This window comes from Yaniella halotolerans DSM 15476, assembly GCF_000420805.1.
Taxonomy (GTDB): domain Bacteria; phylum Actinomycetota; class Actinomycetes; order Actinomycetales; family Micrococcaceae; genus Yaniella; species Yaniella halotolerans.
Window position 1 is genome coordinate 1,491,789 of sequence record NZ_ATVQ01000001.1, and the last position, 20,218, is coordinate 1,512,006.

General features: G+C 55.4%; 17 protein-coding genes and 1 riboswitch. Of the genes, 11 read left to right on the top strand and 6 right to left on the bottom strand.

Annotated features, from left to right (window positions below):
• Positions 1 to 52: 52 nt before the first annotated feature.
• Both G583_RS0107130 and G583_RS14910 read left to right on the top strand, forming a co-directional pair.
• A complete protein-coding gene (locus G583_RS0107130) occupies positions 53 to 964 on the top strand; it encodes a glycine betaine ABC transporter substrate-binding protein (protein WP_051129607.1) in 912 nt (303 codons plus the stop codon).
• Positions 965 to 1,134: 170 nt separating this feature from the next.
• On the top strand, positions 1,135 to 1,839 hold the full coding sequence (locus G583_RS14910; RefSeq protein ID WP_022870501.1) for a YoaK family protein: 705 nt from the start codon (positions 1,135 to 1,137) through the stop codon (positions 1,837 to 1,839).
• 93 nt (positions 1,840 to 1,932) lie between these two features.
• On the opposite strand, the gene aceB is transcribed toward G583_RS14910, so the two are convergent.
• Positions 1,933 to 3,594 carry a malate synthase A gene (gene aceB / locus G583_RS0107140; protein WP_022870502.1) on the bottom strand — a complete coding sequence of 554 codons (1,662 nt, stop codon included), beginning with the start codon at positions 3,592 to 3,594 and terminating at the stop codon, positions 1,933 to 1,935.
• 33 nt (positions 3,595 to 3,627) lie between these two features.
• Positions 3,628 to 4,920: an isocitrate lyase gene (gene aceA, locus G583_RS0107145; protein ID WP_022870503.1), complete on the bottom strand. Its 1,293-nt coding sequence runs from the start codon at positions 4,918 to 4,920 to the stop codon at positions 3,628 to 3,630.
• Positions 4,921 to 5,380: 460 nt separating this feature from the next.
• Here aceA and G583_RS0107155 point away from each other — a divergent pair, with 460 nt between their 5' ends.
• Together G583_RS0107155 and G583_RS0107160 are read left to right on the top strand one after the other, a co-directional pair.
• Positions 5,381 to 6,880, top strand: coding sequence for a helix-turn-helix transcriptional regulator (locus tag G583_RS0107155; RefSeq protein ID WP_022870505.1), 1,500 nt, complete (start codon positions 5,381 to 5,383; stop codon positions 6,878 to 6,880).
• A 142-nt stretch (positions 6,881 to 7,022) separates the two neighbouring features.
• Positions 7,023 to 7,550, top strand: a complete 528-nt coding sequence (locus G583_RS0107160) for a CarD family transcriptional regulator (RefSeq protein ID WP_022870506.1) — start codon at positions 7,023 to 7,025, stop codon at positions 7,548 to 7,550.
• 84 nt (positions 7,551 to 7,634) lie between these two features.
• On the opposite strand, the gene G583_RS0107165 is transcribed toward G583_RS0107160, so the two are convergent.
• The gene (locus G583_RS0107165; RefSeq protein ID WP_022870507.1) at positions 7,635 to 8,753 is read right to left on the bottom strand and encodes a YihY/virulence factor BrkB family protein; all 1,119 of its coding nucleotides are present in this window, start codon (positions 8,751 to 8,753) and stop codon (positions 7,635 to 7,637) included.
• Positions 8,754 to 8,997: 244 nt separating this feature from the next.
• On the opposite strand from G583_RS0107165, the gene G583_RS0107170 reads away from it, so the two are divergent.
• The 4 genes from G583_RS0107170 to G583_RS0107185 all read left to right on the top strand — a co-directional run bounded on the left by G583_RS0107170 (position 8,998) and on the right by G583_RS0107185 (position 13,975).
• On the top strand, positions 8,998 to 10,125 hold the full coding sequence (locus G583_RS0107170) for a thermonuclease family protein (protein WP_022870508.1): 1,128 nt from the start codon (positions 8,998 to 9,000) through the stop codon (positions 10,123 to 10,125).
• A gap of 119 nt (positions 10,126 to 10,244) precedes the next feature.
• Positions 10,245 to 11,531 carry an ATP-grasp domain-containing protein gene (locus G583_RS0107175; RefSeq protein WP_022870509.1) on the top strand — a complete coding sequence of 429 codons (1,287 nt, stop codon included), beginning with the start codon at positions 10,245 to 10,247 and terminating at the stop codon, positions 11,529 to 11,531.
• Positions 11,528 to 13,573 (top strand): CocE/NonD family hydrolase, encoded by a 2,046-nt coding sequence (locus G583_RS0107180; protein ID WP_245540583.1) that lies wholly within the window; start codon positions 11,528 to 11,530, stop codon positions 13,571 to 13,573. Before G583_RS0107175 ends, G583_RS0107180 begins: the two co-directional genes overlap by 4 nt.
• A 12-nt stretch (positions 13,574 to 13,585) precedes the next feature.
• Entirely contained in the window at positions 13,586 to 13,975 is a 390-nt protein-coding gene (locus G583_RS0107185; protein ID WP_022870511.1) for a VOC family protein, read from the top strand.
• 11 nt (positions 13,976 to 13,986) lie between these two features.
• On the opposite strand, the gene thiD is transcribed toward G583_RS0107185, so the two are convergent.
• On the bottom strand, positions 13,987 to 14,832 hold the full coding sequence (gene thiD / locus G583_RS0107190; RefSeq protein WP_022870512.1) for a bifunctional hydroxymethylpyrimidine kinase/phosphomethylpyrimidine kinase: 846 nt from the start codon (positions 14,830 to 14,832) through the stop codon (positions 13,987 to 13,989).
• Between the two features lie 82 nt (positions 14,833 to 14,914).
• Positions 14,915 to 15,400 carry a hypothetical protein gene (locus G583_RS0107195; protein ID WP_022870513.1) on the bottom strand — a complete coding sequence of 162 codons (486 nt, stop codon included), beginning with the start codon at positions 15,398 to 15,400 and terminating at the stop codon, positions 14,915 to 14,917.
• Positions 15,401 to 15,484: 84 nt separating this feature from the next.
• On the opposite strand from G583_RS0107195, the gene G583_RS0107200 reads away from it, so the two are divergent.
• The 3 genes from G583_RS0107200 (at position 15,485) to G583_RS14915 (ending at position 19,000) form a co-directional block, all read left to right on the top strand.
• The gene (locus G583_RS0107200) at positions 15,485 to 16,723 is read left to right on the top strand and encodes an MFS transporter (protein WP_022870514.1); all 1,239 of its coding nucleotides are present in this window, start codon (positions 15,485 to 15,487) and stop codon (positions 16,721 to 16,723) included.
• Between the two features lie 105 nt (positions 16,724 to 16,828).
• Positions 16,829 to 17,527, top strand: coding sequence for a queuosine precursor transporter (locus tag G583_RS0107205; RefSeq protein WP_022870515.1), 699 nt, complete (start codon positions 16,829 to 16,831; stop codon positions 17,525 to 17,527).
• A gap of 63 nt (positions 17,528 to 17,590) precedes the next feature.
• Positions 17,591 to 17,706, top strand: a riboswitch (SAM riboswitch).
• A 49-nt stretch (positions 17,707 to 17,755) separates the two neighbouring features.
• The gene (locus G583_RS14915) at positions 17,756 to 19,000 is read left to right on the top strand and encodes an acyl-CoA dehydrogenase family protein (protein ID WP_022870516.1); all 1,245 of its coding nucleotides are present in this window, start codon (positions 17,756 to 17,758) and stop codon (positions 18,998 to 19,000) included.
• Here the strand turns inward: G583_RS14915 and tgt are convergent.
• The gene (gene tgt / locus G583_RS0107215; protein WP_022870517.1) at positions 18,963 to 20,216 is read right to left on the bottom strand and encodes a tRNA guanosine(34) transglycosylase Tgt; all 1,254 of its coding nucleotides are present in this window, start codon (positions 20,214 to 20,216) and stop codon (positions 18,963 to 18,965) included. The genes G583_RS14915 and tgt overlap by 38 nt on opposite strands.
• Between the last annotated feature and the right edge of the window lie 2 nt (positions 20,217 to 20,218).

Genomic DNA, 20,218 nt, shown 5'->3' on the forward strand with positions numbered 1-20,218 from the left:
GCAGGTACCTAATGACTGAACAAATTCTCATACTCACAAAACCGAAGGGAAGATGTTAACCGTGAAATCACGATTCTTTAAACCAGCAGCAGCCTTGTCTGTAGCTGCTCTAGCACTGACCGCCTGTGGCGACGACGGGTCTGACGAGGGCGGCAACGGTGAAGCTTCCGGTGGCGAAATTACCATCGGTGTGTTCAACGGCTGGGAAGAGGGCGTCGCAGCCTCCGAGCTGTGGTCTTATATCCTCGAGGAAGAAGGCTACGACGTTACTCTCGAATACGCGGACCCAGCTCCAGTGTATTCGGGGGTATCGACCAACGACTACAACTTCACGCTCGATACCTGGTTGCCAGTCACCCACGCTGATTACGTTGAGGAATACAGTGGGGACATCACTGACCTTGGCGTATGGAACGATGAGTCTTCGTTGCACCTTGCAGTGAACGAGGACGCCCCAATTGATTCACTTGATGAACTCGCAGAAAATGCTGATGAGTTCAACAACGAAATCGTTGGTATCGACCCAGGCGCGGGCCTCACACAGACCACAGAGGAAGAAGTCATTCCAACCTATGGTCTGGAAGATATGGAGTACACCACTTCCAGCACGCCAGCAATGTTGCAGGAATTAGAAACAGCCACTGAGGCCGGCGATAACATCGTCGTCACGTTGTGGCGTCCACACTGGGCTTACGATGCCTACCCAATCAAGGACCTTGAGGACCCAGAGGGCGCACTTGGTGGCACCGAGAGCATTCACACCTATGCGAATGCCGAGTGGGCCGAAGATGAAGCCAACGCCGACGTCGTTGGCTGGCTCGAAAACTTCGAAATGGACTCCGAGACGCTGTACTCGCTTGAAAATGTGATGTTCAATGAGAACCCAGATACGGACGACTACCGTCCAATCATCGAGGAATGGGTTGCAGAGAACCAAGAATACGTTGATGGTCTGACAAACTAGTCAAACCTCAACTTGCTAACAGCCGCTGGCTTCCGCTCACAAGTGGAAGCCAGCGGTGCTTTAATGCACAAAAAACTGCAGCCCCTGCGCTTGTTATCTATGAACAACAAGCACTATGGCGGAGCAGTCGACCATAATGGAACTGTTGGCTACATCGAGAAAGGGACTCTTTGGCGGCTTCGCTTTCAACGCGGCAGCACCTGCTGGCAGTAGGACTGACTGCAAACGCAGGATTTGTTGATGGTCTTTTCTTCATCCATCTGGGCGGTTACTTCGTATCGTTTATGTCTGGGAACTCGACCCGGGCCGCGGCCGAGCTATCTCAAGGGAATCATCTGGCGTGGCTGGCCGCGTCATCACTCATTGTTGCCTTCATCGTCGGAGTCATGCTGGCATCCTTTGCCGTGCGGTTCGGGCCAAAACGTTTCCACCCACCAGCAGAGTCCTTGCTAACCGATCAGGTGACCCCGCATGGTTCAGCAGTATGGGTGGCCTATGCGCTGATGCTGCTAGGCGGCATCACTGCTGTGACCCCTCCACTAGACATCGCCGCATCATTCATCGTGGCCGCTGCAACGGGTGCTATCAACGGCACATTCACTCGGCGCGGTGAAGTCACTGTGGGGCTCACATATATGACTGGCACGCTCGTGAAAATGGGTCAGGCTCTTGCCTCTGCCATGGCTTTACAGTCGTCGGTCTATCTATTTCGGTTCTTGCGTTACCTTGTGCTCTGGGGAGCGATTGCGGTTGGCTCACTGATTGGTGGTTGGAGCTACCTGCAGTTTGGCATCGCCGCTATCTGGCTTACCGTCGCCGCTATGACCGTCTTGAGCATCGCGTTGACTTGGCGGGTGCGCCGCAGGAATGCATAAGCAGCGATCCGCGACAACATACTCCTTAAAGTGTTGTGGGGTCTCACCGGTAGCACGGTGAGACCCCACGAACTGTGAGCACAAGAGGAAGTGTTAGGCGCTAACCTTTGCGTTAACAGATAGGTAGCGGTCGTAGGCCGGCAATGTCAGGAAGTCCTCAAAATCTTCCGACAGTGCGGATTCGGCGAATAACTCTTTGGCATGATCTAAACGATCACCGTCGTACCGGGTAAGCGTGGCAAAGACCTCTTCGATCTTCTGGCCCACCCATTCGTTTGTGATGACTTTGGTGGAACCATCGTCACGACTAGCTTCGGACCCAGCGTTGATCCACTGCCAGATCTGAGAGCGGGAGATTTCTGCGGTGGCAGCATCTTCCATTAGCCCATTGATCGCTGCAGCGCCCGAGCCATTGAGCCAAGCATCCATGTAGCGGATGCCGACTTCAATATTGGTCTCCAGGCCAGCCTCGGTGATCGAACCGGTGGTGGCCTGCACATTGATGAGCGCGCTTGCAGAAGGTATGACGTCTTCTCGTTTATTTGTCCGGATCTGGTGTGGTGCGTCCAGGAGCAGTTCGTCAAATACTCCCATGCAAGTTGGCACCAGCCCTGGGTGGGCGACCCAGGAACCATCGAAACCGTCGTTGGCTTCACGGGTCTTGTCTTCACGAACCTTCCGCAAAGCTTCTTTAGTGCGTTCCGGATTCGACGACTCAGGAATGAAGGCAGCCATACCGCCGATTGCTGAGGCGCCGCGCTTGTGGCAGGTGCGAACCAGCAGGTCTGTGTAAGCACGCATCATCGGTTGGGTCATCGAAACTTCGGCACGATCTGGTAGCACGTATTCTGCTCCGGAGTCGCGGTAGGTTTTGATGATTGAGAAGATGTAGTCCCAGCGGCCGGCGTTCAAACCGGCAGCGTGGTCGCGAAGCTGGTACAGGATCTCTTCCATCTGGAATGCCGCGGTGATTGTTTCAATCAGCACAGTTGCACGGATGGTGCCCTGTGGGATGCCCAGGTAGTCCTGTGCTTTATTGAAAACACAGTTCCACCAGCGGGCTTCGAGATGGTGCTCGAGTTTTGGCAGGTAGTAGTAGGGGCCTCGACCGAGTTCGACGAGCTTCTCGGCGTTATGGAAGAAGTACAGGCCGAAGTCCATCAGCGAGCCGGAAAGCGGTTCGCCGTTAACCTCGATGTGGGATTCTTCCAGGTGCAGACCACGTGGACGAACGTTGATTGTGGGCATCTGCGCCAGGGCTGGCTTCTTCAAGCGGTAAGTCTTGCCCTGCTCCGACGTAAAGTCGATCTCTTGCCGAATTGCATCGTACAGGTTGACCTGACCGTTGATCATGTTGATCCAGTACGGCGATGACGCATCTTCGAAGTCGGCTAGCCAGCCTTTGGCCCCCGAATTCAACGCGTTAATAGTCATTTTCCGATCCACCGGCCCGGTAATCTCCACGCGACGGTCTTTGAGACCGGGGGCCAGGGGAGCGACCCGCCATGAATCATCTTCACGGATGGTGCGGGTGGACTTTTCAAAGTCCAGTTGCTCGCCGGCTGCAACCCGAGCCCGAGCGTCCTGACGTGCTGCAAGTAGATCGAGACGCTTGGTGTTTTGTTTGGTGTGCAGGTAGCCCAGAAAGTTGAGGGCTTCTTCGGTGAGAACTTCACGCTGCCGTGCATCGAGTTCACCGAACACGGTCACCGTGATGCCTTCAGGCGTTGTGTGCTGGATAGTTGATGATGCCATGGCGGGTGCTCCTATCTGGTGTAGCAGTTCAAACTAGAACTGCTGTGCTTCGGTCGAGTTGGCCCAAGCGGTGGTGGAAGATTCTGGATTTACTGTGGTTGAGATGCGGTCGAAGTAGCTAGTGCCCACTTCGCGCTGGTGACGTGTAGCCGTGAAGCCGTCCTTTTCTGCGGCGAACTCGGCCTGCTGCAGTTCAACGAAGGCTGACATCTGACGTTCGGCGTAGCCTTTGGCGAGGTTGAACATCGAGTAGTTCAGCGAGTGGAAGCCAGCCAGGGTAATGAACTGGAAGGTGTAACCCATGGCAGCCAGCTCGCGCTGGAACTTCGCGATGGTTGCGTCATCCAGGTTGGCTTTCCAGTTGAATGATGGTGAGCAGTTGTAGGCCAGCATCTGGTCTGGGAATTCAGCCTTGACAGCTTCGGCGAACTGGCGGGCCACGTCCAGATCCGGTGTGGAAGTTTCCATCCACAGCAGGTCGGAGTATGGAGCGTAGGCTTTGGCGCGTGCAATCGATGGTTCCAGACCATTCTTGATGTAGTAGAAGCCTTCGGAAGAACGCTCACCGGTCAAGAACTGGTGGTCACGTTCATCGATATCGGATTGCAGGAGGGTCGCTGCCTCAGCATCGGTTCGTGCAACGATGAGCGATGGGGTGCCGGCAACGTCTGCTGCAAGGCGTGCCGCGTTCAGCGTGCGAACGTGGTGGGAGGTTGGGATGAGGACCTTTCCTCCGAGGTGGCCACATTTCTTCTCGGATGCGACCTGATCTTCCCAGTGGACGCCCGCAGCACCGGCACCGATCATTGATTTCATCAATTCGTAGGCGTTCAGTGGCCCACCGAAGCCTGCTTCCGCGTCGGCGATGATTGGGACTAAGTAGTCTTCGACAGACTGGACACCTTCGGCCCATTCGATCTGGTCGGCACGCATCAGAGCGTTGTTGATACGGCGGACTACCTGCGGGACGGAGTTTGCGGGGTACAGGGACTGATCCGGATAGGTATGACCGGCGAGGTTTGCATCTGCGGCAACCTGCCAACCGGAGAGATAGATCGCACGCAGACCGGCTTTGACCTGCTGGACGGCTTGTCCGCCGGTCATGGCTCCTAGCGCATTGGTGAATTCGCCGGTTTGGTGTTCAGCAGTGAGCTGGTACCAGAGTTTTTCTGCACCGCGGCGGGCCAGGGTGTGTTCTTCTTGTACACGGCCACGCAGACGAACAACTTCCTCTGCGCTGTAGTCACGGGTGATATTCGACCAGCGAGGGTTGTTGTTCCAGTCTTGCTGAAGTTGATCTGCTGCTGCCTGAATTGCCTGTTCCATGTTTCTCCCTACATCACAGTTCAATTGGATTTTGCGAATTCGGACCTACCGAAAACTTGCTTGTTCTATGTGGTGTGGACCGCTGCGGTTGTGACCGTTGCGATCGCTGTAGGAACTACTCTGCCGTGGATTTCAACGTGACAATAGGTGCATCGTATGAAAATATCCCTAAAAATTTTTGTACAAGAAATTTTCTCGATTTCTGGAGAGTTTTTCATTTTTCTCGGCGGCACCTCTGGAAAAAGTGAAAAAATGGGGTAAATTAACAGTGAATAATCCAGTGATATCAGTTGTGTTTTTGTGTCTGAGGTGTTTTGAGTGCGATAACGCATAAAAAATCTTTTCAGGAGGTTGTGAACGCGCGTCTACTTTTTGCAATTTTGGGAGGGCTGTCTCTTAAAACTTTCGTGATCTCTCTGTTTCCCTGTGAAGAATTGCAAATATTTACTACACTGCTCTTATGGCCTCAACCACAAACTCAGAGTCGCAGAATTATCCTCACATTTCCGAGACGGTATCACCCTCCAAGATTGATCCAGTGATTCTTGGTCATCGGCTCCGCCATTTCCGCACTGCTGCGAACATGACCTTAGGTGAGCTAGCAAGCCAGTTAGGCGCCACTGCGTCGCACTTGTCGATGATTGAAAATGGGAAGCGAGAACCAAAAGTTTCTCTTTTGACCCGTGGGGCTGACATCCTCGGTGTGGAAGTGGGCGATTTCCTCCAGCCCGAAGCGCCCTCCGCGCGAGCAGCACTCGAAATCTCGGTAGAAAAAGCTCAACGCACTCGACACTGGCAGGCAATGGGGCTGCCGGCCCTTCGAATCTCTTCTGGAACCCCAACACCCGTACTTGAAGCAATTGATGGACTCACGCGTGAATTGCGTCGGCAGTCTGCGGAGCAAGCTGCGACTCCAGAAGAGGCCCGTCGAGCAAATGTCTCCATGCGCAAAGAACAGCGCGAGCGGAATAATTATTATGCTGACCTTGAGCGGCAGGCTCATGAGCTCCTGTCGGCGGTCGGGCATGATGAGGGCCCGCTGTCGTACCATGCCATTGCAGATATCGCCGATCACCTGAATTTTGAATTGCGATTCGTTTCATCGCTGCCGCACTCAACTCGGTCGGTGACAGACCTGAAGAATCGTGTCATCTTCCTTGCCGATGCGCGGAATCCTGACCACGATCCGCGGTCCGTTGCGCTGCAAGCGTTGGTTTCATATGTCCTGGGTCATGGGGAACCGGTGGACTACAAGGACTTCCTGCGACAGAGAGTTTCAACGAACTATGTCACTGCCGCGCTGATGATGCCAGAAAAATCTTTGGTTAAGCAGCTGAAGCAGCGCAAGAAGGACCGCGACATCGCCATTGAAGACATTCGAGATGCCTATTCGGTGTCCTACGAAGCAGCAGCGCACCGGTTTACGAATCTGGCCACGCACCACCTGGATATCGAATGTCACTTCCAGAAAGTCCACGAATCGGGTGTCCTACATAAAGCCTATGAAAATGACGGTGTGAACTTTCCGGTGGACTCCATCGGTGCGATCGAGGGACAAGCAGCCTGCCGGTACTGGACGTGCCGGGAGGTGTTTGGCACCAGTGATCGTTTTCGGCCTTTCAACCAATACACTGACACATCGGTTGGCACCTACTGGTGTACTGCAGTGGTCGAACCGTCACAGTCCGCATTGTTTTCGCTCTCGGTAGGGATCCCTTTTAATCACGCGAGGTGGTTCCGAGGTGCAGACACGGCTGAGCGCTCGCGCTCCAACTGCCCTGATCCGACGTGCTGCAGAACGCCATCGGCTGAACTCGAAGCGCAATGGGGTGGTCACGCCTGGCCTGCTGCACGGACAAACGCGCATATGCTTGCAGCCATGCCTCCCGGTGCTTTCCCCGGCGTCGACGATGTCGCAGTCTATGAGTTCTTAGCTGCACAACAACATTTCAGCCGCTAGGCCAATTTTCGGATCGGCAGCTTGGCTGTTTCAACATGCCGCTGTTAGAGTTATATAGCTAGACTGTTTGCGACAGCTGTGTCTTTTTTCGTTCTGAATCCCACAGCTTGTCACCCTGCCGAACGAAAGGTGCCCACCGCACATGCGTCTGACCCTTGGTAAATTTGTAGTTCACCCTCAGCACGGTCCTGCAGAGGTCGTTGAGCGTAAAACCAGGAAGGTCAAAGGTGAAGACGTCGAGTACGTGGTGCTGGAAGTAGAAGATCAGCGCCTGCAGATCGCCGTCCCCGAAGACAGCCTGTCTGAAATCGGTGTCCGTGACCTGGCCAGCCACACCCGGCTGCGGAAGCTCATGTCATTGTTGGCAAAAACCGGTGACAAACTCGAAAAGCAGTGGTCACGCCGGTTGAAGGCATTGCGCGAAAAACTCGCCACCGGTGACCTCGACAACGTGGCAGAAGTCGCCCGTGACCTCTACCGTCGTCAGCAAGAAAAAGATCTCTCCATGGCCGAGCGCAACCTGTACCAGGAAGCCAAAGACATGGTCGTCTCTGAGGTTGCCCTCGTGCTAGACGTGGATCACGAAGAAGCGGAGAAGACCATTGATGGTGCCATTGACGGTGTCCCACTGACTCGTCTCGGTCTGGATCGCGGCAAAGACAAAAAATAACTTACACTAGACAAAGGCGCCGCCCCGAAAATGTTCGGGGCGGCGCCTTTGTCTTACCTAGAGCCTAGAAAAACCAACCGAGCATCATCTTCGATCCGTGTCCTGGTCGTTGAACACGGAATAGGTGCGGCGAAGGACCTTGCCACCTTCGATCGTTTGCTGATTCTTCTCAGCTTGCTTTTCCACGGTAGCTACCGAGCGTGGGCGCATTTGGAGAGCTTCCTCAGCAGGAATGCCAGCAACGAGCTGGCGGGCCCGAAGAATTTCTACATCAATTTCAGCCCCCAGGAACAGCACGATGTTGAACACCCAGACGACGAACAGGATGGCCATAACCGTCCCGATCGCACCGTATGAGGAGTACGAAGCGAAATAGGTGAGATAAATGATCATGGCAATTCCAGCCACGATGATGCCCACAACCGCAAAAATCGAGCCGGCGGAAAAGAGGCGGAAGCGGCGTTCAACGTTTCCGGTGAAGTGGTAGAGCACGCCCGTGAGTAGCATGACGAGGATGAGCACGACCGGGTATTTTACCCAAGCCCAGATTGGTAGGAATGTTTCGGTCATGGCGTCTAGTGCGCCTTGTGCGCCCATGGCTTGGGCTATCGGTGCAAATACCGCGTCAATGATCGTGGTGTTCAATGCCAGCGAGATTAACACGGCGACCACAATGATGACGACGGTTAATGTTGTGAGCAACATGGTTAGAGTCAGGCGCACAAATGGACGACCTTCGACGACACCGTAGATGTGGTTCATATTGCGGGTAAAGGCTTTTACATATGCTGAAGCCGACCACAGTGCCACGAGAATACCGACAATCAGAGCGATTACACCGCCGGATGCTGACTCGGTCATCGTATTGACGAGGTTCAACGCCATATCTTGGTACTCGGCCGGAACCGTCTGCTCAACTAAGTCTTGAGTGAAATTTTCAATGGCGCCCGCAGCTGAAGCTAAGATCAGGGTCAAAATAGAAAACACAGCCAGCAGTGTCGGGGCCAAGGAGAGCACCGCAAAATACGTGAGGATAGCTGCGCGGTCAGTTCCCTTATCCAACAAGAATTTCTGTACCGCACGCTTCAACGCATATCCGACCGCACTGGCCGGTAGCTTTTCGGCAGGCTCCCGTGTCGACGACTCGTTTATCGCCTGCTGCTCTGCCGTAATAGTACGTTCTAATCTAGGTTGAATGGTCACAACAAACTTCTTTCTACCGTCGTGCTGCGGACTCTTCCAGCTTAGAAACTCACTGTAAGCTTGTCAGCTATTCCTGTGCGGTGGAGCGCACACATTTATACTGGAACACATTTGTACCGTGAGTTTCTGCGGTCCATTGCCACTACGTACGGCGAACTAGGTCAGGAACACTGTCCACTGTAGAATCTGATGGAGCCAGCGACATGTTGGCTCATCCTCTGTTTCCTAGGTAGCAAGAAAAGTTATGCCAAAACCGTCTACTCGGCGCACGAGTCGCCTGACTACACCAGTCATGATTACCTTCGTGGTGGTTGCCGTCGTTATGCTGGCACTCACCATCACCTCGGTGGTAAAAGCCATGACCCGGGGAGACGACCCGGTGGTCGTCAGTTCGGTGTTGACCGGTCAATCTATGGAAGTTAACCGTACGACCGGACTGGACGTCATTCGCTTTCAGAATGTTCGAGCACCGTTGCCAAAGGAAGAAGATGTTCCTGAGACCCTTGATACGTGTATGGCACAACAAGCTACGGAGCATCTGCAGGGCCTAGCCGGCGAAGGTACATCACTTGATGTAGAGATCGAAGCCTACGCGAATGCTCCGAACGGTGAGTTGTGGGCTGACATCTATCACGCCGGGAACGACCTTGGCTTGGAAATGGTGAAATCGGGCTATGCAGTGGTGGATCCTGCTTCGGTTGACGATCCGGAAAAATTGGAAGAACTGCAGGACGCCCAGCAACAAGCCCGTGATGCTGAGCGCGGCATTTTTTCCAAGGACGCAGACTGCACCTTGCCATCCTATGTTGAGCCGGTACTAGCAAAGCTCGATGAGTTACCACCGACTCCACAGGCCAACGACGTAACTGAGCTGACGAAATATATTGGTGAACTAAATAACCTTCGCGCGGGGGCCCAGGAGGCTGTCGCCGTGCTGACAGCAATTCCTGACACCGAAAATGATGACTCCGTTGCCGCACTTGCGTGGGGCGATGCAAAGCAAGAGTACATCACGACCTTGGAGGGCGACCTCGAAGAGATTCGTGGACTCGTTGAAGATGCTCAAGACAAGCGGGCTGATCTTCAAGAGGCAGATACGTTGGAAAATTCGCCCTCACCGGATGCTCCGGCACCGGTTGAGGACCAGCCGGATGAGCAACAGCAACAAGATGAAGCCGAGGAACAAGAGGACCCCCAAGAACAGGAGGGTGACCAAGATACGGCTGCAGCAGAGCCGACTGCAGAACCTTCCGGCGAACCAGCTGTAGCTGAAACGGAACCTGAATCACAGCCAGTCGAAGTCGCGCAAACCTCCGAGGCCGAAAGTTCACCTGCTGAGCTCGGTGGCGCTACAGAGGTCGCTACTGACTGAACCCCGCGACATATTTTGCATTAGACTCTGCCCTTCCTGCGCCTCGCGCTGTGTGTTAGGTTTGAGCCCACAAGCCAAGGTGGGCCTCGTCCCTTCACGGCAACCAGGAGGCGCAGCGCATGACGCAAAACATTTTTGTCCTCGGGTTGGATGAACCCGGCTACGCTGAACTAGCCACTCTTCCAGATGCCGATCAATATAGCTTTCACGGAATTTTATCGCTCGAAGATCTCCAAAGTGGGGTCATCTCTTTTACTGATTTACTCGCACAAGCGCAAGAGCAATTAGACGCTTTCGACGGCCCAATTGATGCCATCGTAGGGTATTGGGATTTCCCGGTTTCTATGATGGTACCCATCCTCTGTGACCGCTACGGGCTCCCATCAAAGCCACTTGCCAGCGTCGTACGGTGTGAACACAAGTATTGGAGCCGGATCGAACAACAAAAAGTTATCGACGAGTACCCGGGTTTTGACCTCATTGATGTGCACGATCCCTCGGCCAAGTTGCCAGTGCACATGACATACCCGGCCTGGCTCAAACCCATAAAGTCTTTCTCCTCCGAGGGCGCCCACCGGGTGGATAATGAGAGCGAACTCCAAGAAGCGCTTGCAGAAGAACGTGATGCCCCGGAACGCATCGGCGGAGCTTTTGACGACGTTTTGGAAATGCTAGACCTGCCAGCCGAAATCGCCGACATCCCGGGTGGCGCATACATGGTCGAGGAAGCGGCACAGGGCCAGCAATACACGCTAGAAGGCTATTCTTGGGGCGACGAGGTCGAAATTATTGGGTTGGTCGACTCCTTCAACTACGACAATGCTCCGAGTTTTCTGAAATACCAGTACCCGTCAACACTGCCGGAACCGGTGCAGCAATATATTCACAATGTCAGCCGGCGCATCATCTCGGCGGTAGGACTCACCAACAGCACATTCAATATTGAATACTTTTGGGATGCATCAGCCGAGCGACTCAAACTGCTCGAGATCAATAGCCGCCATTCGCAGTCGCATGCCCAAATGTTCCACTGGGTAGATGGTCAACCAAACCACGCCGTCATGCTTGACCTCGCCCTCGGCCGCGAACCACAGATGCCAAGACGACACGGCAAACACGCGATTGCAGCAAAATGGATGCTACGGCATTTCCAAGACGGCGTTGTCCGGAGCGTTCCAACAGCAGACGAAGTCAAGGCTATTGAACAACACTACGACAATGTAGACATTGAAGTCGTGGTCGAAGAAGGCGCGCGCCTTTCTGATGCTGACACCGAGGACAGCTATAGCTTTACCCTGGCTGAGATTTTTATCGCGGGAGAGACTGAACAACAACTCCGTGAAATCTACGACGCGTGTTGTGACGCCTTAACGATCGAAATCGATGATGACGTGGAAGGAGCATGATGCGAACAGTTACCTCGTTGCCAACCTCAATCGAAGAGACCGAACACCTCTGGATCCCGATGAGCGATGGGACCAGACTGGCTGCGCGGCTGTGGAAACCCGTCTCGGCCGGAGAGGACCCTGTACCCGCGGTATTGGAAATGATCCCGTACCGTAAACGTGACCTCACTGCCGTCCGTGATTCGATTCACCACCCGTATATGGCCGGCCACGGATACGCCTGTTTACGCGTCGACCTGCGAGGTAGTGGCGACTCTGAAGGAGTGCTCACCGATGAATATTTAGAGCAAGAACTCGACGACGTCGAAGAAGTGCTCGCCTGGCTGATTGAACAACCCTGGTGTAACGGTCGCACCGGGATTATGGGTATCTCCTGGGGCGGTTTCAACGGGCTCCAAGTAGCTGCTCGTCGTCCCAAAGGGCTCGGTGCCGTGGTTACGGTTTGCTCGACCGATGACCGCTACTACGACGACGTGCATTACATGGGCGGTTGTCTTTTAACGGACAACCTGTCCTGGGCATCAACCATGTTTGCCTATAACGCGTCGCCACCCGATCCAGATCTCGTAGGGGAGCGCTGGCGCGAAATGTGGCAAGACCGCATCGAACACAGCGGCCTCTGGCTGGAGACCTGGTTGCAGCACCAGCGGAAAGACGCGTATTGGCGTCACGGATCCATCAACGAGGACTACTCCGATATCGAAGTCCCCGTTTTTGCCGTCAGCGGCTGGGCCGATGGGTATTCGAACGCCGTATTCCGTCTGCTGCGCGGACTTGAGGTCCCGACGCGCGGTTTGATCGGACCGTGGAGCCATAAGTATCCGCATCTGGGACAACCGGGACCGGCCATTGGCTTTCTTCAAGAAATGGTGGATTGGTGGGATCACTGGCTTAAAGACGACAAAGACAACGGAGCTATGGACGGCCCACAACTGTCCATCTGGATGCAAGATTCTGTCGCCCCGGCAACCACGTATGAGGATCGGCCCGGCCGTTGGGTTGGGGAGCCAAGCTGGCCAAGTTCCCGCATTGTTGAAGAACGCTACCCCTTGGGGCGGCATCGCATCTTCGAGTCTGAAGCAGCGCGTGACAAGTTTCCGAAAAGCCCCGAGCTTACTGTTCAGTCGCCACTGTCACTTGGACAGTACGGGGGCAAATGGTGCTCATATAATGCGCCGCCAGATATGCCCTATGACCAACGCGAGGAAGACGGCGGGGCAATGGTGTTCGATAGTGATCCCCTCGAAGAGCGCCTGGAATTATTGGGCGCTCCGACCGTCGAACTCAGCTTATCTGCCGATCAGCCGGTGGCCATGGTCGCGGTGCGGCTTTCCGATGTCGCACCAGACGATGCGGCAACACGGGTGAGTTATGGTGTGCTGAATCTGAACCACTTTGTGAGCGCAGATAATCCGCAACCCCTTGAACCCGGGCAAAAGCAGACCGTGACGGTTCAACTCAATGGTCTGGCGCAATCGTTTCCCGCCGGACATAGGCTTCGGGTGTCGATATCCACGTCCTATTGGCCGGTCGTGTGGCCTTCTCCTAAAAAGTTCCGGCTCACGGTTGATCCAAACGAAAGTAGTCTAGTCCTGCCGGTTCGGCCCACCTCGATCGATGACGACGCCGACCTGACCCCGACGTTCAGGCCGCCAGAGGGCGCCCCACCCCTTGAGACATTGCAGCTAGAACCAGGTGAGCACGACTGGAACATCAGTCGGAACCTGGCAGACTTGACGGGTAAATTGGAAGTGGTCAAAGATCTCGGTGTGGTTCGATTTGAAGATATCGACCTTGACCTGAAACGCAGGGCAGTCGAGCGGTACACCTTCGCAGATGGCGATATGAACTCGGTGCGCGGTGAAACCGTTTGGCATATGGGTTTTGAACGTGAAGGGTGGAATATTCAGACCCGAACCAAAACTGTGCTGACCTCGACCGTCGACGCGTTCCACATTTACGCTGAACTTGATGCCTACGAGAATGACAGCCGCGTGGCTTCGAAAACCTGGAACACCACGGTTGCACGTGATTTTATCTAATTGGAGACCTGCATGGAGATTCTTAGTAGCCGAACATTGCTGCGACCGAAACACCTTGAACGTACTCAAGCGTTCTATCGGGATACACTTGGCCTCGCGGTCTTTCGAATCTTTGGGCCGCCAGAGCGTCCGGGTATGGTGTTTTTCTGCGGCAACGGCTTGTTAGAAGTTTCCGGCCAGGCTGAAGAAACGATAGCCACCCCGCAACTCTCGCTATGGATGCAGGTTCGCGACGTTGAGGTTGAGTACGAGCGACTGGCAACACAAGGCGTGACCATGTTGCGCGAACCTCAAACGGAACACTGGGGTCTGATCGAAGCCTGGATCGCTGACCCTGACGGAGTACAGATCGTGCTGGTACAGATTCCGCACGACCATCCACTGCGTCAGGATCAGCGTTAGTCCTCGCCGAGTTACTCGGGTGAAACAACCTGCTGTGGTTTACGGCGTAGTCCACCCTGCCACATGATGTCATACGGGGTCTCAGCAGCAATGCGCTGATTGATGCCTGCGGTGACGAAGTCTTTGGCACGTTCGGCTGCCTCGAGTGCTGTGCGGCCCTTCGAGAGTTCGGCGGCAACGGCTGCAGCCAGGGAGCATCCGGCACCGGAAACAGCGTGGTTACCGATCTTTGGTACGCCAAGAACCTGCAGATCGGATCCGTCATAGAACACATCGACGGCTTCGGGCCCGGAAAGACGAATGCCACCTTTGGCGAGCACCGCCACACCTGAATCATCGTGGATTTTGCGTGCGGCATCCTTGAGCTCGGCAAGGGTTGTGATCGTCATACCCGAGAGCTGTTCTGCCTCAAAATGGTTCGGAGTGGTGACGGTTGCCAGCGGCAGGAGCTTGGTTTTGAGAGCGTGGTCGGTGTCTTGCGCTTCACCGGGTTCCTGACCCTTACAGATCAAGACCGGGTCCAAGACAATGTTCTTCCACTCTTGGGACTGCAGTGCCTTGGCAACAACGTCAATGGTTTCAACCGACCCCATCATGCCGAGCTTTACGGTATCGAGCTGACCGGCAAAATTCGCCTGGATAGCTTCTAGCTGCTGCTCTAATACCTCGGGTGCAATGCGCGTGAGTCGGTGGTTCCAATTGTCCTGCGGGTTGTACGCAACGATGCAGGTGAGTGCGGCAGTGCCGTAGGTACCGAGTTCTTGGAACGTGCGAAGGTCTGCTTGGGCACCGGCGCCGCCGGTTGCCTCGGACCCCGCGATGGTCATGGTGACGGCGGGTGAGTGAACGTTATACATGCCATCATCTTATATGGCCTAGGCCAATGAACGCATGTCTGCTAGGTCATATTTCGTCAGAGTTAGCGCTCGGCGAGACAATTTACTCGTCGGCGGGCTGTTCTGACGTTTCTGGTTCAACCACGTAGACGAATGAACTAGCAGCCCAGCGGCCCAGCGCCATCAGAATTGCAGCCGGGAAACCCACCAACGGAATTAACAGGGGGATCAGGCCTTCGCCACCAGCGGTCAGCACGGTCAGACCATAGAACATGCCGATAATAGCGTAAGCCAAGATGTGGATGGACTGGTTGAGCTGATGCCGCAGAAGCCAGTTCGCCAGCAACGCAAGCGGCAACCCCAGGATGAGCCCTGAGAGACCCACCAGCGTCAGGATTGGCGTCAAGTCGCCGACCGTATCTGAAATTGGTAGGAGATTGAGAATGACGACGATTGCAGCCATCACAATGTTGGGTACCAACCAGGCCACCAGGAAACCATAAATCGACATCGAAAGCCGGGCTCTTGGGCCGGTATTGCGGCGACGTTTGGGGGCGGAATCGTACTTCTCTGGAACGGGTGTGGTCACAACGAGCCTTAGAACGGGGTCACGCGGGTACTGACAGCGTTTAGTCTAGTGCTTTTTGAAAACAGAGGAGTAAGCTTGGTCGTTATGGCAACAACGACATCTGGCGCTCGGGCATGGACCGTGGTAGTGGCGACGGGCATCCTGGCGGCGATGCACGTTTGGAAACTGCCATCTGCCTTGGAATATATCCGGACTGATCTGGGCATCAGCCTGGTAGCAGCTGGAACTCTGGTGGGTGTCGTGCAGTTGGCCGGCGCATTGGGTGGGCTTGCCGCCTCGGTCGTTTCTGAACGTATCGGTGCGAAATATACCCTGGTGGTCGGCATGGCACTGGCTGGTCTTGCTTCGCTTGCCGGCGGGGTCAGCATAAACGCCGGTTGGCTAATGACTACCCGAGCAATTGAGGGCATCGGATTTATTCTCATTACTGTTGCGGCTCCTGCATTGGTCCGAGCGCTCGCCCCGGTACAAAGCGTTAACGCGGCAATGGGGTGGTGGGGTGCCTTTCAAGGCATCGCATTATTTCTCGGGGTGGGCATTTCAGCGGTCCTGCTCAATGCCACAGAGATCTCCTGGCAGATCTGGTGGATCATCATGGGTGGTGCCACCCTGGCCTTTATCCCGGTGATTCTACGAAAAGTGCCCGCTGACAGCCCGGGCGCTATCAACTTTAAGCGCATCGGCCGTTTGATCGGCAACTCGGTAAAAACGCCGTTGCCGTGGGCGTTGGGCATCATTTTCTCGTCGTACACTCTGCAGTGGGGTGCGATTCTGAGTTTCTTGCCCACCATCTTCGGAGCCGTGGACATGAGCTCCGCCGTCAACGTCGCCATCGTCGTCGGTCTTGCGACTGCCGTCGTCGGCGGACTCAACGGGGTAGCCAATATTCTCACCGGTGTGCTGTTGCAGCACGGACACCCACCACGCCGCTTGCTGGTAACCGGTTTGATCACCATGGCCGTCACCTCCACGCTCGTATTTGCCCCTGACTGGTCGAATGTGCCCGGTCACGTGGTGTGGCCGCTGCTTGCTGCCGCTGTTTTCTCATTCGCCGGTGCACTCGTGCCAACCACTGTGACCCGCCAAGCCGTGGACATCGCCCCGCCGGGTGGCTCAGCAGCAGCCGTGATTGGGTTGATGACCCAGCTCTATAACCTGGCAAATTTTTTGGGACCCATCATCCTGTCCGCAATTGCCGCTGCCGCGGGCAACTGGCAGATGTCCTGGACGATGACGGTCACAGCCTCTGCGGTGGGCATCACGACTGCGATGATCTTTGTGCCACGCGGTGTCGACCCATTCAAAACTTCCGGGCAGTCTTGATTACAATATCTGTGAACTATAACGCCGGCTGGGGCAGCAGCCGAGTACGGGGCCGTTGAGGCCGTGACACCGTCGCGAGACAACGTTTTTCTCTAAGGACGCTTCGTGCCCGAAACACAACATGCCAAAGGGCAGTTCCAAGGAACCTTCGCACCGATTAGTTCCCATATTTATCCTGTGCTCTTTGCCATCATGGCCGTGGTCTTTATCCTGTCGAATATAGGTGCAGCCAAGGGTGTACAAATTGGGCCGTTGCTCACCGACGGCGGATTCTTCTTATTCCCGGTGGCGTACATCGTCGGCGACATCATCTCCGAGGTCTACGGTTTCAAAGCCTCTCGACGGGTCATTTACACCACGTTTCTGATCGCAGCATTCGCATCGCTGACCTACTGGATTATCATTATCCTTCCGCCAGCCGAATTCTATGATGGCCAAGAAGCGCTGATCCGTACTCTCGGGCCAGTCCCGCTGATTGTGCTGGCATCGCTGGTTGGATTTTTCGTGGGGCAACTCTCCAACGCCTGGATCATGGTGGCCATGAAGCGTCGCAGTGGCGAACGATACCTCTTCGGGCGGATCGCAGCATCCACGGTGGTGGGTGAATTACTGGATACCATCGCGTTTTCCGCGATCGCGGCCACTGTCATCGGCATCGAGACCTTCGGCCAGTACGTCGTGTTCGTGCTCATCGGATGGGTCTGGAAATTCACCGTGGAGATCGTCTTGGCACCGGTCACCATGTGGACGATCCGTAAAATTAAGGTTGCTGAACCACACTACGGCACCGTCACCGGCGATTAATATGTCGTTGTGTTTCAAAGAACCTTGCCTTGTTCGCAAGAATCTGGTTATGTAAATCAACAGAATCACGAGTGCTGATCAATGAAGCCCTGGCTGATCAGCCAGCAACCCTCTTGTCATAGTGGGGTGCTCCAGATGATGATTCGGCTGAGTCCGAACGTTCTCAGCAAGTATGGCGCCGTGCGCGGACGATGTTCTGGCGACGCCACGATCATTTCAGGAGTCTGCATGAACCAGACGATTCTTTCCCTGTGGGAACAACTCACTCCGGTATTCGACGATATTTTGGCCACCGCACCAGCTCGAGATGCGGCAACTGATATCGACACCGCGGCGGTGCAACAGCTTGTCAACGCAGGCTTTACCCGTCTGCGGATACCAAAACAATTCGGTGGGTACGGTTTATCGTTACCCGAGGCCTATGAATTTTTCATCGCGCTGGCAACAGCCGACTCGAACCTGGCCCAAGCACTTCGCGCACACTGGAGCTTCGTTGAAGACGTGCTCAGCCGAACCGACGATCAGCACGACTTTACCGACCGCTGGCTCAGCCGTCTGGGCGCCGGGGCTGTCGTCGGTAACGCAATAACAGAGCGTGGCAATCAACAAGGCGAAAATATCACGCGTCTTGAACGCCGCGGCGGTCAGTGGGTGCTCAATGGCACCAAGTATTACTCGACAGGCACCGGCTACGCTGATTGGATCGCAGTGGCTGCGAGCGGCGAGATCGAAGAACCCGTCTCGCTGATGGTGGCGGCCGAGGCGCCCGGCGTTGAAATCGTAGATGATTGGGACGGTTTCGGGCAGCGACTCACCGCCTCTGGAACCACCCGCTTCACCGATGTCATCGTTGACGACGATGATGTGTTTCCTGTCGGATACGGTCTCGACTCGGGTGAACGGACCGCATACGGGCAGGCCTCCTGGCAGACCGTGCATTTGGCCACGCTGGTAGGTATTGCCCAGGCCGTCATACGCGACGGCGCGCACTACGTGCAATCCCGGACCCGCACCTTTAGCCACGGAGCCGCCGAAACCGTCCGCCAGGACCCACAAGTCCTCCAACTACTCGGTGAACTCGAGGCCAAGACAGCAGGTATTGCCACGATCTTCCATGCGATCCCGCCGGTATTAGCTGAACACTATGCAGCCGATGCACGTGGAGAGCTGCTGCCCGAAGCAGAGATTGATGCCCTGTACGCGCGGGTATACCAGGCCCAACAGGTTATCGCGCCGATCACGCTCGAGATAGCAACCAAGATCTTCGAAGTGGGTGGAGCATCGGCCACCTCACAGACAAGAGCGTTGGACCGACACTGGCGCAACGCGCGAGTGCTGGCCAGCCACAATCCGTTGATCTACCGCGCTCGCATCCTGGGCGACTTCCTGGTCAACGGCCGATCGCCGGACCGCAAGTACACGGTGGGTCAAGCAGTTACTTCGAGTAGTAGCGTCCCAGCATCTGCGCTTTGAACTCATAGAAGTCCCCGTCGATGATCGTCTGACGAATCGTATCTACTAACCGAATGGTGAACCGCAGATTGTGAATCGACAGCAGCGTGCCAGATAGGATTTCATCGGCCTTGATCAGGTGCCGGATGTAGGCCTTCGTATAGTTGGCGCACGTATAGCAGTCACAACCGTCTTGCAGCGGTGACAGGTCGGCGGCGAACTGTGCACGCGGTAAGTTGATGCGCCCGTATTCGGTATAAAACGCACCGGTGCGAGCAACACGGGTAGGGGAGACGGCGTCGAAAGTATCGGCGCCGGCCTCTACCGCGGCGAATAAATCATCCGGCTCGGAAATACCTAACAGGTGCCGAGGTTTCTCTTCGGGCAGTTCCTCTGCACACCACCCGACGATGGTGCCGAGGTTTTCTTTCTCGAACGCACCGCCGAGTCCATACCCGTCGAAACCGGCTTCGGTACCGTCGAAATCCGCGCTCATGGCACTCAGATCCTGGCACGCTTTGCGACGTAGATCCTCATACTGAGCGCCCTGAATCACACCGTAGAGCGCCTGATACGGGCGGTGGGCGCGAGTATGTGTGAGTTTTGCGTGCTCGTCGAGACTCCGCTGAGCCCAACCACGGGTGCGTTCCAACGATTCCACCTGGTAGCCACGTGAATTGTGCAGGGTAGTCAGCTCGTCGAAGGCCATCATGACGTCGGCGCCCAGCTGATGCTGAATATTCATGGAGATTTCAGGGGTAAACCGGTGCCGATCCCCATTGATGTGCGAGGTGAACCAAACCCCGTCGTCATCAACATTCGCCAGACGTTCTTTGCCCGGGGCAACCGCGTCGTCCGAGCCCACTTTGCCCTGTGCTTCCGGGCCGGTCATATCAATGACTTTCTTGAAACCAGACCCCAAGGACATGACTTGGAAGCCGCCGGAATCCGTGAAGGTCGGACCCGGCCAGTTCATGAATTTGCTCAGCCCGCCGTGCTGATCGAGCAACTCGGGTCCCGGCTGTAAGTACAGGTGATAGGCGTTGGAGAGCACAGCTTGAGCGCCCAGATCTTTGACCACTTCGGGCAACACCGCTTTGACGGTAGCTTTGGTGCCAACGGGAATATATGCGGGGGTCTGAATATCCCCGTGAGGTGTGTGAATAGTACCGGTGCGGCCGTGTGCACCTTCAAGTCGCGTGCCAAGGGTGAAAGAAAAATCGCTGGGTTTTGCCATGG